The organism is Aliihoeflea sp. 40Bstr573 (genome assembly GCF_024105655.1).
Taxonomy (GTDB): domain Bacteria; phylum Pseudomonadota; class Alphaproteobacteria; order Rhizobiales; family Rhizobiaceae; genus Aliihoeflea.
The window spans coordinates 26,615-40,965 of sequence record NZ_JAAAMH010000012.1; the positions used below are offsets into that span (position 1 = coordinate 26,615).

Below are 14,351 nucleotides of genomic sequence, written 5' to 3' on the forward strand. Positions count from 1 at the left end.
GGCTCTGATGACCGGGGCCTCGTCAACAAGGAGGAACGAAGATGAACAAGCTGATGACCATCGCCGAACTGCAATCCCGCACTGAAACCGAACTGCGGTGCCTGTTCCGGCAGGCGACACTGGCCCTGGCGCGTACCGCCACCGGTACGCCGGAGCGTCGGAACAACCTGGCCACGCTGGAGAACATATCCCGCGCGATTGCAGCGGGACCGGGTCGGGGGCTCTAGCCCCCACCATCTCGGTCTCTATAGATGAACGATGCGAGCGACTCGGGCAGGCCGGGCGGATCGGATACCTGTGTCGGTAGCGGTTGAGGTGCCGTCGTCTTGGTTTTCGGAGCTTTCGGACGTGGGAGGAGTATCTTCGTCAGCATCCTCATGACTTCTTCACCAGAAGTGTGCGCCTCTATCTCGATACATGGAATGCCCGCACGTTCCAGCGCCAGACGCTTGACTTCCATCCTGTCATCCGCGTCATCGGATAGGTCGTGGCCGGTTCCATTATATTCTACGGCCAACTTGGGCTGACCTTTTCTGTCAATGAGTAGGAAATCGACACGCTTGCTATTGTAGGAGCTGAACGCCTTGTCGTGGGATTTTCGTTGCGCTTCATTCTCCGGGTCGTATGGAGTTTTTATGAAGGCGCCCATCGAAACTTCGAAACCAACCCGCCAACCCCGCTTATATTCGTATATCCAATCTTCGATGGCGTACATTATTCCTACGGCTTCTTTATTGACAGGGCGGACGGCGCGCAAAGTCACATTCTCAATGAACCTTTTTTGATTCTCTGGGTCGCGAACGTCATTTTCCTCAGCAAATTGCTTGCGTCCCTCTTCTCTGTGAAGACGTTGAGCTTCAGCGTATTCCAGCACATTGAGTTGATGGAGAAGCTCGCTGATTTCGCGAACGCGCGCATCTATCTGAAGCTTCGCACTTCGGTTCCGATGGCAGTAACCGGCTCCGTATCCAATTAATAACAGGATGAGCAGTTCCAAAAGCCGCCTCCTCAACTCTTTTGGGTATACTCGCGCTCCAGCAGCGCCACCGCGTGCTCAAGCGTCTCGCCCAGCCCCCAGCCCTGGCTATCAGCGATCGCACAATAAGCTTCGATCGTCTCAGGCCTGGCTTTGAGGTTGAACTGCGCGTTTCGTCCGGTGCGTCGCCGCCGCGGCGGGTCAGGCGGCTTGGCTACCAGCGGCGCAGCTTTCGGTTCACGGCTCCGGAAACCTGCTGCTTCTGCCGCCCTGCTTGTTTCGACGGGGGCCGGTTTGTCATTGGCGGAAGCGGCAGCCGGGAGCCATTCGGCAGGATCAAACTCGTCCAGCGCGTCGGCAAAGCCAAGGTCAGCGCGTTGCTTGTCCATGTCAGGCCACCTTCGCGGCGCCGGCACCCGCCTTCAAACGTGCAATGACTTCACCGGCGAAGGCACGGGCATTTTCACGCGCCTTCTCAACATTGGAGACCTGATCAGCGGACAGATCAGACAATAGCCCGCCGAAGTCGAACAGATCCCGGAAGGCGGCACGCTCAACAATCGATGTGTCCAGCACTTCGATGCCGGCCTTATCGAGCTGATCGCGGACATTGCGCAGGGCGCGCGACGCGATCGCGGCGCTGGTGCGCGTCAGCAGGATGGCGTGGGATATGGAGCGGCGCGCCATACGCTCCTGATTGCGGATAAGCCGAATGGTCTTGGCGGCGCCCTTGGCGTCCATTGACGCGCCCTGCGTCGGGATCAGCACCAGGTCGGACATGCCGATGGCGTTGGCGACCATCAGGCTCGCCGTCCCTTCCAGATCGACAATGACGAACTGCGCGGTGCGGGCAGCCTTGTCGATGTGGTCGACAATCGAATCTTCGGTCACGTCCCCTATGATCTCGATGTTCTGAGGCTTGCCGGGCAGCTTTGCCCATTGTGATATCCAGCGCTCTGGATCGGCATCGATGATGGCCACGCGCGCGCCCTTGGCGGCAAGCTCTCCGGCGAGTAGCAGGGCAGAGGTGGTTTTTCCGGCTCCCCCTTTGGGATTGGCAAAAGAAATAACGGGCATGAATGCCTCACGGGGCATGAATTAAAACAACGTCAAATAAAAATACCAGATAGCTATCCGATAACAAAAGCATTTCTAAATAATACCAGATAGCTTCCGGATAACTTGCCGGTAGCTATCGGATAGCTATCAAGAAGCTACCAGATATGCTCGCGCGCACGAGAATCTATTTATTCTCTTTGATTCGGCGGGTTCTGGCGGATTTTGGAAGGAGGCGCCTGGCGAAACGCGCAATATCTGCGCGATCCAGCAACAGACTTGCCATGCGGCGTCACATTACGGACAATTACAACTTGGCTCGAAACGAGCGACAGAAGAAATTTCCATATTGTTCTGGAGTATATATGACTTAAAAGAGGAAAACCCGCCGAAGCGGGTCTCACAAAAACTGTGTATTGGGGAAGTGAACAATCCCAATATTGCAGAATAGGCTGATCGGCGCAAGTATTTTTTGCGACGGTTTCGTGCGACCTAATCTCGGGGGTTTTCTCCAACCTGAAAGGAGAAGACCATGACGCTGGATCAAGCAGCCTTTATCGAGGCGCACCAGAACCTCAAACGCAGAACCGTTGAGGGACGGCCCGCCGCGCCGCCGATACGCCGTACTGCTGACGCCGATCGCCCCCGGCGCTCACTGCAAACCTGTCACCGCTATGCAGCGCGTGAGCCGGTACGCCAACCCACGCCTAAGGATACGGGCGCCTATGTGCCGGAACTGTCGGCGCGGCTGGAGAACGATCCCAATCTCTGCGACGGCGCACGGCGCTGTGCCCGGAAACTTGCGGAGATTACCTACCGCATCAACCGCGAAGGCCGGTCGCTGGTGGTGACGGTTTCCTATCTCGCACGGGCCTTGGGGCGGTGCCGCAGAACCGTGCAGCGCTATCTGCGGCAACTGGAGCGGGAGGGCTATATCGGCGTTGATGTTCTGGCGGGCAGCCGCTCGCGCCTCTGCGTGGGGCTTGTCGTGCGGCTCTGTACGCGGCTGGTTGCCCGGCATCACCGGCGGCGGTGGCCCGATAGCGCCCGGAAACCAGGGGCGACACTGGAGTCACAGAAATATAGGTTCAGAGATTATAAGAAGGGCATCTGCGCCCATATCCCGGTCGATATGTGGGCGATGCGCTGCATGGATGGGGTTTTCAGGGCTTTTATGAAAACCGATCCGCTGGCGGGTCTCCCGCCTTTGCCTGCCGGCCGATGATCACTGCCGCAACGACGATACCGATTCCGGCCCGCAAATGGGGCGGAGAGTGCGGTATTGCTTGGCGAGCGGGGGATTCGGCCCGGTTCGCGCGGGATGGCCTCCTGCGCCAACCGGGGCCAAGGCTGGCGGTCTATGCGGCCATACGGTCACTGGCTGTGTGGAAGTATCCCTGATCCAGCTCGATTCCCGCATAGGCACGGCCTACGGATCGGGCGGCGGCAAGCGTTGAGCCGGAGCCGCAGAAGGGGTCGAGCACCAGCCCGCCTTCCGGGCAGAATGCCTCGATCAGGGGCGTCAGTGAGGCGACGGGCTTTTGCGTCGGATGTAGGCGGTTTCCGGTATAGACCCAGTCGATCACATCGGCGGGTGGATTGTCCGGCAGGGCGGGACGGCCCTTCGCCAGCACGTAAGCCGATTCGTGCGTGTAGCTGACGAAGCGCGCTTTCGAGGCGTAGCGTTTGCGGAAGACGATGTGACCAACGATGCTGAAGCCCGCTGCACGCCATGCGCTCATGAAGCGGTCGGTCTGGGTCCAGCCGTAGAAGCTGACGCAGAGGCTGTCGTTCTTTAGCACCCGGAACATCTGCTTGGTGGCCGGCTCCAGCCAGTCGGCGTTGTCGTCGTTGGCGAGGCTGCGGCCCGTGCGATCCTTGAAGCGAACCAGATAGGGCGGATCGGTGAGGATGAAGTCCACCGAGCGGGCGGGCATTGCTGCCATCAGATCGATGCAATCGCCCTGGGCGATCGTGTTGCGGGGGAAAGTGGTGTGTTTCAAGGCGAACTCCTGTCGTTCAAGCGTTTTCATGACGCTGACAGGGCTGGCCGGAGAGGGCGGCGCTGCATGGCCCACACGGGAGGCATCGCCGAACGGAGCGGGCAGGCCATTGCGGCGGCGGCACGGGCAGACATAAGCGGCCGGAAGAAAACGCGGCGGCTGGCGGGTGCAAGAGACAGCGCCGCTTCATGCAACGCAGAGTGACCAGCTTGTGGGCAATCGGCTTGGCGAGCCGTGCGCCATGGTCACGTCATGCGCGTCGATCTCTACAGCCTCGGTCCGGTCACGCTTCGGGAGAAGCCGGAGTTGCGCGTATCCGACGACTTCCCGGCGGACATGCCGGTGACGGATGCCGAGTTGGATGTCGTGGAGGCTTTTTTGGGAGACCAATTGCGCGCCATTCTGGCCGAAGAGACTGAAAAACCTAAGAAAAGCAGGCAACGTGGTGACTGAGGACAGGAAATGGACTCAATCTTTTGCCATAATTGCGCTGAGCAAAGAAGAACCGTTCGGGGGTGATTGCGATGGCTGGTCCGTTGACTGCGACTGTTGCCGGTGCCGAGAAAGAAGCGCCGCAGCGTGTGGCGCTCTATATGCGCGTATCGACAGGACGGCAGGCCGAGAGTGATCTTTCGATTCCTGATCAGCGCCATCAGGCGGTAGCCTTCTGCAAGGCGCGGGGCTGGAACGTGGTGGCCGAGTTTGTCGATGCGGGTTTGTCCGGCACCGATGACAAGCGGCCTGAGTTGCAACGCCTGCTCGATATCGCGACAGGCGGTGGCGCACCATTCGACGCCGTGGTGGTCCATTCCTTCAGCCGGTTCGCGCGCGACCACTTCGCGCTGGAATACCATGTCCGGAAGCTGCGCAAGCACAATGTCCGGCTGGTTTCGATCACGCAGGACCTTGGCGATGATCCCATGAGCGTCATGGTCCGGCAGGTCTTTGCGCTGTTTGACGAGTACCAGTCCAAGGAAAACGCCAAGCACGTCCTGCGCGCCATGAAGGAGAATGCGCGGCAGGGGTTCTGGAACGGCGCGGCGGCGCCCTATGGCTACGCTATCGTCGCCGCCGAACAGCGGGGCGCGAAGACCAAGAAGAAGCTCGCCATTGATCCGGTCGAATCCGAAGCCGTGCGGCTGATCTTCAAGCTCATCAGGGAAGGGGACGGCACGTCCGGCCCGATGGGCGTCAAGGCCGTAGCCACATGGCTTAACGATCATGGCTATCGGACCCGTCGCGGGGCGCGGTGGGGCATTGGCCCGCTGCACAAGCTCATTACCTGTACCACCTACAAGGGCGAGCATCGCTTCAACACGAAGGTCTGGAAGACCAGAGAGGCCAAGCCGGAATCGGAACAAGTTGTGGTGCCGGTCGATCCGATCATCGATGCCAAGACATTCGACGCGGTGCAGGCGCAGCTCAAGGCCCGGAATCCGAAATCCACCGCGCCGCGTACTGTAACCGGGCCGATCCTGCTAACCGGGCTTGCGACCTGTGCGAGTTGCGGCGGGGGCATGACGCTGCGGACCGGCAAGTCGGGGCGTTATCGCTATTATGCCTGTGCGACGTGCGCCCAGAAGGGCAAGTCGGCCTGCAAGGGCCGCGCGATCCCCATGGACAAGCTCGACACGGTCGTCACCGATAGAATTGCCGATCAGCTCCTGACGCCCCGCCACGTCGAAAAGCTGCTGACGGGTCTGATGGAACGCCAGACGGCGCGCGATGAAGATCATGCGCAGCGCCTGCGAGCGCTCAAGGACAAGCTGAACGATGCCGAGGAACGGTTGAAGCGCCTCTATCAGGCGATCGAAAGCGGGATTGCCGATCCGGGCGATCCTACGCTGAAAGACCGGATTGCGGCGGTGAAAACGGAGCGTGACATTGCACAGATCGCCCATGATCGCGCCGTAGCGGAACTGCGGCCGGATGCCCGCATCACCGAGGACAAGATCGAGACCGCCGTTGCAGTCATGCGCGCCAATGTGCTGGACGGCGCGATTCCGTTCCGGCGTTCGTATCTGCGCGCGCTCATCGACAATGTGGAAGTCGATGATACGGAAATCCGCATTCACGGACGGACGTCGGTTCTTGAACGTCTTGTGATGGGGAAAGGGATGGCTCCGGCCGGAGTTCCCAGTTTTGTTCGTAAGTGGCGCGCCCGAAAGGATTCGAACCTCTGACCCCCAGATTCGTAGTCTGGTGCTCTATCCAGCTGAGCTACGGGCGCGCAGCGATCGTGGCGATCGCGGTGCCGGCGGACCGGCACGTGAAGTGGCCGTTACCTAGCCATTGAGCCGTCGAAAAGCAAGCGTCGTTTCCAGAAAAAAGCGAAGCCCCGCATTCCGTTTGGGCAGGCGGCGGCGGGCTGGCGCGCGGGTTCGGCGATCAGGCCGGGCGGCGAATTGACTTGCGCGCCTCGTCGAGTGCGATCGGCTGGTCGGGGATGCAGATTTCGAAGATCGTGCGGCCGCCGCGCGTCTCGATCAGCTCGAGCGTGCCGGCATGGGCGCGCACGAGTTCGTGCGCGATGGCGAGGCCGAGACCGGTTCCACCGCTGCGCGCCGCGCCGCGGAAGGCGGCGAAGAGATTTTCGCGCGCCCGCTTGGGCAGGCCCGGTCCGGTGTCCTCGATGGTGATCTTGGAGACGGTTCCTTCGCGTCCGGCGCCGATGGTCAGCCGCTTGACGATCGCGGTCTCGGTGTCGGTCTGCATCGCCTGGACGGCGTTGCGGGCAAGATTGGCAAGGACCCGGAAGAGGTGGTCCGCGTCCGCCTCGACTTCGAGCGAGGGATCGACCGCGTTGACGAATTCGATGTCGCCCTCGGTTTGAAGGCCGAGGATTTCGCCGACATCGTCGACCATCTGCGCGAGCCGCAACTTGCGGCGCGAGGGCGGCGCCTCCTGCGTGCGGCCATAGGCGAGCACGCCTTCCGAATAGGAAACCGCCCGGTCCAGCGTGCGCACAAGCTTCGGCACGAAGGACTGGACGGTCGGATTGTCGATGAGGCGCAGTCGGTCGGACATCAGCTGCGCCGCCGCCAGCATGTTGCGCATATCGTGATTGATCTTGGAGACGGCGAGGCCGAGCTCGGCCAGATGCCGCTGCTCGCCGAGCGTGCGCTGCAATTCGCCCTGCATGGATGCCAGTTCGTGCTGCGCGATGCCGATCTCGTCGGAACGCCGACCGGGCCGGATCACGCGCCCCGGGTCGTCGGGCGCGGCGGAAAAGGCGAGCATGGAATGCGTCATGCGCCGGATGGGGCGGATCATCATGCGGTTGATCGCCCAGAAGACGAGGCCAGCGGTGATGACCGAGATAATGAGCGACAAGATTGCGACGTTGCGTGCATAGATCATCATCGCCTTTCGCAGGCCCTTGTCTGGAATGATGAGCTCGAATTCCTTCGCGCTGTCGCCGACCGGGCCAAAGACGCGCAGCATGCGGTCGCCACCCCACAGCGCCGTCGAGAGGGCGCCGCGCACGGCGGCAAGCGGCGAGGTGGCCGCGAGCGCGATGTGCTCGTCGACCTGCGGCGGCATTTCGGCCGCGACGAGAAGCTGCGACATGCCCTCATCACGCACCGCGACGGCCTTCGCGCCGAGCGATGCCAGCACCTCGTCCTGCGTCGCGCGCGAAAGGGTGGAGGTGTCTTCGTCGACGAGAACCGTGGCGACGGCGGCCGCTGTGCTCAGTCTTTCTTCCAGCCAGCGCAGGCGAAAATTGGCGATGGATGGAATGAAGATCAGCACTTCCGCGATGAGCACGAAGAGCATGGTGAGGACGAGCAGTTTCGTCGACAGGCCGCGCCCGAGCGCGACGCTTGCGCGCTTGTCGAGCGTCTTGGAGTTGCCGTCTGCTTCGCTGTCCCTCACGCCGCGTCTCCTTGACCCTTAGCCAAACACCCGAAGGAGGCGGACGATTCGCCGGATCAGGGGCTTGCGGGCCATTTCTCCAAAATAGGACACGGCGGCGCGTTTGCCAATTTCTCCAACGGTCGGATAGGGCGAGACGAAGCCGGTGAGGTCGCGCAGGCGCACCTTCTGCGACAGCGCCAGCGACCAGAAATTGCCCATCTCGGATGCGCCTTTCGCGAGGATCGAGACGCCGACGACGCGCCCGCGCCGGTCCGCCATCAGCTTAATGAGGCCCTTCGTCTCGCGTTCGGCTTGGGCGCGGTCGTTTTCGTGGACAGGCCAGGTGAGTGTGCGGACGTTCCCATGCGCTTCCCGTGCTTGGCCTTCCGTCAGGCCGATCTGGACCAACTCGGGATCGAGGAACGTTGCGCGCGGCAGCGCCGAATAGTCGACCTTCCCCGGCAGACGAAACAGGAGCGCACGGATCACGATGCCGGCATGGTAATTCGCGACATGGGTGAATTGCGGCCCGCCGGCGACGTCGCCGATCGCATAGATGCGCCGGTTCGAACTGCGCAGGCCCGAATCGACGGCGACGCCCTTCTTGTCGAAGCGCATCTTCGCGGCATCGAGGCTGAGCGAGGCGATGTTCGGCGCCCGGCCGGTGGCGACCAGAAGATGCGAGCCCTCGATCGCGATCTCTTCGCCGCTTGCAGGCTTGGCGAAGAGCCGCAGACCCGATTCGGTACGCTCCACCCGTGTGACGGAATGGTGATCGTGAAGCGCGATGCCCTCCTCGCGCAGCGTGTCGAGCGCGATGGCGGCAAGCTGCGGGTCCTCCCGCGAGAGACAGGCCTGCGCCTCGACGACCGAGACGCGCGCGCCGAGACGGCGATGCGCCTGGGCGAGTTCGAGCCCGATCGGACCGCCGCCGATGATAACCAGATGCTCGGGCCGCTCCGCGAGGTCGAAGATGGTTTCGTTGGTCAGCGCTTCGACCGTGTTGATGCCCGGGATTGGCGGGATGACAGGCGAGGAGCCGGTCGCGATGACAAAGCGCCGGGCCGTGATGAGGGTTTCGCCCGCTGCCAGCGTTCGCTCATCGACGAACCGGCCCTCCGCCTGAACGATCGTGACACCGAGCCCTTTGAAGCGCTCGACGGAATCGTTGGGTGCGATGGCGTCGATCACGGCGCGGACATGGGCGTGAACTGCCGAAAAATCGATCGCAGGTTCGACCGCGCCGATGCCGAAGGTCGAGGCGGTGCGCATGGCGTGAGCGCGCTTTCCTGCGGCGATCATCGACTTAGACGGCACGCAGCCATAGTTGAGGCAATCGCCGCCCATCCTCCCGCGCTCGACCAGCACCACCTCGACACCGAAGGCAGCGGCCGCTGCCGCGACCGACAGGCCGCCGGACCCGGCGCCGATGATGCAAATATCGGGCGAAAGATGTTTCGGCATGGGCGTCCGTTCAGTCGGCAGCGGACCCCTTTGCAGCGGTCCTGCGGGTCCAGTAGGTTTTCACCAGCATGGCCGAAATGGCCAGCAGGGCCAAGCCTGCCAGAGCCAGGGTAATCTGCGGGGTCACGATGTCGGAAAGGGTCGGCGTTTCGCCCGCTTCGTTGGCCGCGGTGAGTACGCTGTCGACGCCGGCGCCGAGATAGGCGAGGACGAACGTGCCGGGCAGAATGCCGAGAAAGGTCGTCGCGACATAAGTCGACAGGCGCACCTTGAAGAGGGCAGGGGCGACATTGACGACGAAGAAGGGCAGGACCGGGGTCATGCGCAGGACAAGCAGATAGCCAAAGGCATTGTCCTCGAAACCCTTCGACAGCGCCGCGGCACGGCCCCGCACGCGGCTGCGAAGCGCATCGCCAAGCGCGGAGCGGGCGGCAAGGAAAATCAGCGTCGCGCCGATCGTGGCCGAGACGGCGACGACCGCGCCCGCTACTGCCCAGCCAAACAGGAAGCCGCCGAAGACGGTCAGCGCTCCGGCTGCAGGAAAGGCAAAGGCCGTCGCCACCATGTAGAGAAGGCCGAACAGCAAAGGGGCGAGAACGCCGTAGGAAGCGGCGTAGGCCTGCAACTCATCCTTGCGCGCAGCAAGTTTGCCAAGGCTCAGATGTTCGTGCCAGCCGAGCGCGTAGCCGATCGCGAGGCCCCCGGCGATGATCGCCAGCGGGATGAAGCGCCAGATGGATCGTGACCGGCCGGCGGCCATGGCGTGGTCCTTTGTCCGCTCGCGCGGGTTCGATGCCACGGCGCGAAGAGAAGGTCGCGGCATGTCGTTCATGGCTTTGGCATCGGCGAGTTTGGCTGGCAAGGACTGCTCCTGCGGTTGACGCAGTTACACATGGCCCATGCACGGGGCGCCAGCAATGGCGCACGGCGGGTCTCAAGCTCTATTGACGTGGGCCGGGGCGCGCCTCACCCCGCCGTGACCGTCGCGCCATCGCCGCTCCGGCTTTGATTGACTCGGCGCTGCGTTCTTTCTATAAGCCGCGCACGCTCGGGCCCCGGTTCTGGCGCGACTTATGTTGCCCATGGCCGGCCGAAGCTCCTCGTCCGATGAGACAGCTACCAAGAAGGGCCGCACGCCGCGGTATTAAATAAATGAAGCGTACTTACCAGCCGTCCAAACTCGTCCGCAAGCGCCGCCATGGTTTTCGCGCGCGCATGGCCACCAAGGGTGGTCAGAAGGTCATCGCTGCACGCCGCGCCCGCGGCCGCAAGCGCTTGTCCGCATAATTTTCGCGAAGCCGGATGCCGAAGGGCAAAGGGGTTGACCGACCGGCCGCAGAAGAATGCACCGGCGCGCTTGAAGAAGCGCGCCCAGTTTCTGGCCGTTCGCCGGGGCGAGAAGCGCCGGGGGCGGCTTTTTCTGTTGGAGGCGCTGCGGCGTGACGACGCGGGCGAACCGCGCGTCGGCTTCACTGTCACCAAGAAAGTCGGCAATGCGGTGGTTCGCAATCGCATCCGCCGTCGCCTGAAAGAAGCCGTTCGCGTCCAGGCGGCGCGTGACATGGCGCCCGGCACCGACTATGTGATCGTCGGCCGCCGCGAACTGCTCAAGACGCCGTTCGACGAATTGAAGGCAGAGCTCTCCCGCCGATTTCGCTGAGCGGGGATAGGGATTCCTTGATGGAAAACAACCGCAACTTCTTCATCACGATCGCGCTTTCCGTCGTGATCCTGACGCTCTGGCAGGTGTTCTACATGAACCCCCGCATCGAGGCGCAGCGCGAGGCCGCCGAGATCCAGGCGCAGCAACAGCAGGCGACGACCCCTCAGGGCCAGTCAGCCGGCGGTGTAGCCGGTGGTGGAGACGTTCCGGCGGCGCCGGGCACGGCGGCCGAGGTTCCCGGCAGCGGGACGGCAGGCGCCGCTCCCCAGACGCGCGAGGCCGCGATCGCCGGAACCAACCGCATCGCGATCGACACGCCACGTCTTTCGGGCTCGATCAATCTGACCGGCGCGCGCCTCGACGACCTTCTCCTCAAGGATTACCGCGTCACCGTCGAGCCGAATTCGCCCAATATTTCGCTGTTGAATCCGTCGCCCCTCGCTGACGGCTATTATGCCGAGACAGGCTATGTCGCGCAGGGCAACGCCGGCGCGGTTCCCGGACCGCAGACGGTCTGGAGCGTCGAGGGCAATCCGCAACTGACGCAGGACAGCCCCGTCACGCTGACCTACACCAACGATGCCGGCCTGACCTTCGAGCGCACCATATCGGTCGACGCGGACTACATGTTCACGTTCTCCGACAGCGTGACGAATTCCGGCGGCGAGCCGGTCGAATTGATGAATTATGGCCGCATCACGCGCGTCGGCACGCCGCAGATCGCGGGCATCTTCGTCCTGCACGAAGGCCTCATCGGCGTTACCGGCGAGGAAGGCCTGCAGGAAATCGACTATTCGACGCTTGCCGAGGATCGACAGATCACGCCCGGCAAGAGCAACGATGGCTGGCTCGGCATCACCGACAAGTACTGGGCCGTGGCGATGGTGCCGTCCACCGGCCAGGCGTTCCAGCCGCGCTATTCCTATTTCGAGGACGGGCGCGTGCGCTATCAGGCGGATTATCTGTCCGACGCGGTCGCGATTGCCCCCGGCCAGTCGGCCGATATCGAGACCCGCGTCTTCGCCGGCGCCAAGGTCGTCGACGTCATCGACGGCTATCAGGACGAGCACGGCATCCGCCAGTTCGAGCTCCTGATCGACTGGGGCTGGTTCTATTTCATCACCAAGCCGATGTTCTTCGTCATCGACTGGTTCTTCCGCCTGTTCGGGAATTTCGGCGTCGCGATCCTCGCCACGACCGTTCTCGTCAAGCTCATCTTCTTCCCCCTCGCCAACAAGTCCTACGTGTCGATGGCGAACATGAAGAAGGTGCAGCCCAAGCTGATGGAAATCCGCGAAAAATATGCGGACGACCGGATGAAGCAGCAGCAGGAGATGATGGAGCTCTATAAGAAGGAGAAGATCAATCCGATCGCCGGCTGCTGGCCGATCCTTCTGCAGATTCCGGTGTTCTTCGCGCTCTACAAGGTGATCTACGTCACCATCGAAATGCGTCATGCGCCGTTCTTCGGTTGGATCGAGGACCTGTCGGCCCCGGACCCGACCTCGCTGTTTAACCTGTTCGGCCTTTTGCCTTACGATGTTCCATCCTTCCTGATGATCGGCGTCTGGCCGTTGATCATGGGCATCACCATGTTCCTGCAGATGCGCATGAACCCGACCCCGCCCGATCCGACGCAGGCGATGATCTTCAACTGGATGCCAGTGGTCTTCACCTTCATGCTGGCGACCTTCCCGGCGGGTCTGGTCATCTACTGGGCCTGGAACAACACGCTTTCGGTTCTCCAGCAGGGGCTGATCATGAAGCGCCAGGGCGCAAAGATCGAGCTTTGGGACAATCTGAAGGGCTTGTTCCGGAGGAAATCGAAAGAGCCTGCCGAATAATCCGGCACCGCTTCGAAAAGCCCCGCTTCGTGCGGGGCTTTTTCGTTGTCACGCTTCGGTGATGGCCGAAACCGGCGACGTCGCGATGCCGTACCTTGGGTGTCGACTACAACGCTTTTGGGAGAGGCAAGATGAAGAAGCTTTCGATCACCACCCTTCTGGTATCCGTGGCGCTCGGACTGGCCGCGCCTGCGATGGCGCAGGAAAATCCGACCGTGGGCGGCGCGCCGATGCTCGTCGAGCGCAACATCGTGGAGAACGCGGTGAACTCACCTGTCCACACGACGCTTGTAGCGGCCGTGAAGGCTGCCGATCTGGCCGGCACCTTGTCTGGTCCCGGCCCGTTCACCGTCTTCGCGCCAGTGAATGACGCCTTCGCCATGCTGCCTGCAGGCACGGTCGAAACGCTGCTGATGTCTGAGAACAAGGATCAGCTCAGCGGCGTGCTGACCTATCATGTCGTGCCTGGCAAGCTGAGCGGCCCGGAGCTCCTGCGCCGCGCCAATGCTGGCGGTGGCGAAGCGCAGCTCACCACAGTCCAGGGCGGCACGCTGACCGTCGTTCCGTCCGGCCGCGGCGTCGCCGTCATGGACGGCAACGGCACGACGAGCGTGGTCACCACGGCAGACGTCAACCAGTCGAATGGCGTCATCCATGTCGTCAACCGTGTGCTCCTGCCCTAAGGGTCTGTGAACCCGGCCGCAAATTTGCGGTCGGGCTTCCCCAGACTTCCGGTTGACAAGCCGGCTTGAAACCTCAATGCCATCCGTGATGATCATGGCCACGGAGACTCGACGTTGAGCGATATGGAAGAGCCGCGCCCGGCTCCGATCGAGGCCATCCAGTTTCCGAAGAACTGGATCTTCATCCGCGGCGTGCCGTCGATGAAATTCCTGCCTCCGGAAGGTCCGCCCGAGATCGCGTTCGCCGGCCGTTCGAATGTCGGCAAGTCGTCGCTGATCAACGCGCTTGTCGCGAAGAAGGGGCTGGCGCGTACGTCGAACACCCCCGGCCGTACCCAGGAACTCAACTATTTCGTGCCCGACGGTTATTCCGGCCAGCCCGGTGACCTGCCACCCATGGCGCTGGTCGACATGCCGGGCTACGGCTTTGCCAAGGCGCCGAAGGCGCAGGTCGACGCCTGGACCAAGCTCGTCTTCGACTATCTGAAGGGCCGTGTGACGCTGAAGCGCGTCTATCTTCTGATCGACGCCCGCCATGGCGTGAAGCAGATCGACTCCGATGTGATGGATCTCCTCGACAAGGCGGCCTGCTCCTATCAGGTGGTCCTGACCAAGACCGACAAGATCAAGACCGCGGCTGTCCAGCCGCTGATCGAGGAGACGACCCTCAAGATCAGGCGCCGCGCCGCCGCCTATCCGACGGTGCTTGCGACATCGTCGGAAAGGGGCGAGGGTATGGATGAATTGCGCGAAGCGATCGTCGGGGCCTGCTTCTCGTGAACCACGACCTCGAATCTGCTCGGA

General features: G+C 62.4%; 16 protein-coding genes and 1 tRNA gene. 9 read left to right on the top strand and 8 right to left on the bottom strand.

The window, feature by feature from the left end; all coding sequences use genetic code 11:
* The first annotated feature begins 41 nt into the window (after positions 1-41).
* On the top strand, positions 42-227 hold the full coding sequence (locus GTK01_RS14760; RefSeq protein WP_252927176.1) for a hypothetical protein: 186 nt from the start codon (positions 42-44) through the stop codon (positions 225-227).
* Here GTK01_RS14760 and GTK01_RS14765 read toward each other — a convergent pair.
* Genes GTK01_RS14765 through GTK01_RS14775 form a run of 3 tightly spaced genes read right to left on the bottom strand, consistent with a single transcriptional unit; the run spans position 224 to position 2,053 of the window.
* Positions 224-997: a DUF2726 domain-containing protein gene (locus GTK01_RS14765; protein ID WP_252927179.1), complete on the bottom strand. Its 774-nt coding sequence runs from the start codon at positions 995-997 to the stop codon at positions 224-226. The genes GTK01_RS14760 and GTK01_RS14765 overlap by 4 nt on opposite strands.
* An 11-nt stretch (positions 998-1,008) precedes the next feature.
* A complete protein-coding gene (locus GTK01_RS14770; protein WP_252927182.1) occupies positions 1,009-1,365 on the bottom strand; it encodes a stability/partitioning determinant in 357 nt (118 codons plus the stop codon).
* A 1-nt stretch (position 1,366) separates the two neighbouring features.
* Positions 1,367-2,053 carry a ParA family protein gene (locus GTK01_RS14775; protein WP_252927184.1) on the bottom strand — a complete coding sequence of 229 codons (687 nt, stop codon included), beginning with the start codon at positions 2,051-2,053 and terminating at the stop codon, positions 1,367-1,369.
* 511 nt (positions 2,054-2,564) lie between these two features.
* On the opposite strand from GTK01_RS14775, the gene GTK01_RS14780 reads away from it, so the two are divergent.
* Positions 2,565-3,257 (top strand): helix-turn-helix domain-containing protein, encoded by a 693-nt coding sequence (locus tag GTK01_RS14780; RefSeq protein WP_252927187.1) that lies wholly within the window; start codon positions 2,565-2,567, stop codon positions 3,255-3,257.
* A gap of 133 nt (positions 3,258-3,390) precedes the next feature.
* On the opposite strand, the gene GTK01_RS14785 is transcribed toward GTK01_RS14780, so the two are convergent.
* Positions 3,391-4,035 carry a DNA methyltransferase gene (locus tag GTK01_RS14785; RefSeq protein WP_256483883.1) on the bottom strand — a complete coding sequence of 215 codons (645 nt, stop codon included), beginning with the start codon at positions 4,033-4,035 and terminating at the stop codon, positions 3,391-3,393.
* 252 nt (positions 4,036-4,287) lie between these two features.
* On the opposite strand from GTK01_RS14785, the gene GTK01_RS14790 reads away from it, so the two are divergent.
* Together GTK01_RS14790 and GTK01_RS14795 are read left to right on the top strand one after the other, a co-directional pair.
* Complete coding sequence (locus GTK01_RS14790) at positions 4,288-4,488, top strand: hypothetical protein (RefSeq protein ID WP_252927190.1); 201 nt, start codon at positions 4,288-4,290, stop codon at positions 4,486-4,488.
* 71 nt (positions 4,489-4,559) lie between these two features.
* A complete protein-coding gene (locus GTK01_RS14795; RefSeq protein WP_252927193.1) occupies positions 4,560-6,218 on the top strand; it encodes a recombinase family protein in 1,659 nt (552 codons plus the stop codon).
* On the opposite strand, the gene GTK01_RS14800 is transcribed toward GTK01_RS14795, so the two are convergent.
* The 4 genes from GTK01_RS14800 to GTK01_RS14815 form a co-directional block, all read right to left on the bottom strand.
* Positions 6,189-6,265 (bottom strand) — tRNA-Arg (locus tag GTK01_RS14800). The genes GTK01_RS14795 and GTK01_RS14800 overlap by 30 nt on opposite strands.
* Positions 6,266-6,423: 158 nt before the next feature.
* Positions 6,424-7,911 carry an ATP-binding protein gene (locus GTK01_RS14805; RefSeq protein ID WP_252927195.1) on the bottom strand — a complete coding sequence of 496 codons (1,488 nt, stop codon included), beginning with the start codon at positions 7,909-7,911 and terminating at the stop codon, positions 6,424-6,426.
* A gap of 18 nt (positions 7,912-7,929) precedes the next feature.
* Positions 7,930-9,357: an NAD(P)/FAD-dependent oxidoreductase gene (locus GTK01_RS14810; RefSeq protein WP_252927199.1), complete on the bottom strand. Its 1,428-nt coding sequence runs from the start codon at positions 9,355-9,357 to the stop codon at positions 7,930-7,932.
* 10 nt (positions 9,358-9,367) lie between these two features.
* On the bottom strand, positions 9,368-10,219 hold the full coding sequence (locus tag GTK01_RS14815; protein WP_252927201.1) for a TVP38/TMEM64 family protein: 852 nt from the start codon (positions 10,217-10,219) through the stop codon (positions 9,368-9,370).
* Between the two features lie 290 nt (positions 10,220-10,509).
* On the opposite strand from GTK01_RS14815, the gene rpmH reads away from it, so the two are divergent.
* The 5 genes from rpmH to yihA all read left to right on the top strand — a co-directional run bounded on the left by rpmH (position 10,510) and on the right by yihA (position 14,327).
* Positions 10,510-10,644 carry a 50S ribosomal protein L34 gene (rpmH, locus tag GTK01_RS14820; protein WP_024586493.1) on the top strand — a complete coding sequence of 45 codons (135 nt, stop codon included), beginning with the start codon at positions 10,510-10,512 and terminating at the stop codon, positions 10,642-10,644.
* 34 nt (positions 10,645-10,678) lie between these two features.
* Positions 10,679-11,017 carry a ribonuclease P protein component gene (rnpA, locus tag GTK01_RS14825; RefSeq protein WP_252927203.1) on the top strand — a complete coding sequence of 113 codons (339 nt, stop codon included), beginning with the start codon at positions 10,679-10,681 and terminating at the stop codon, positions 11,015-11,017.
* A 20-nt stretch (positions 11,018-11,037) separates the two neighbouring features.
* Positions 11,038-12,864 (top strand): membrane protein insertase YidC, encoded by a 1,827-nt coding sequence (gene yidC / locus GTK01_RS14830; protein WP_252927205.1) that lies wholly within the window; start codon positions 11,038-11,040, stop codon positions 12,862-12,864.
* A 131-nt stretch (positions 12,865-12,995) separates the two neighbouring features.
* Complete coding sequence (locus GTK01_RS14835) at positions 12,996-13,547, top strand: fasciclin domain-containing protein (RefSeq protein ID WP_252927207.1); 552 nt, start codon at positions 12,996-12,998, stop codon at positions 13,545-13,547.
* A 123-nt stretch (positions 13,548-13,670) separates the two neighbouring features.
* Positions 13,671-14,327 (top strand): ribosome biogenesis GTP-binding protein YihA/YsxC, encoded by a 657-nt coding sequence (gene yihA, locus GTK01_RS14840; protein WP_252927392.1) that lies wholly within the window; start codon positions 13,671-13,673, stop codon positions 14,325-14,327.
* The last annotated feature ends 24 nt before the right edge of the window (positions 14,328-14,351 follow it).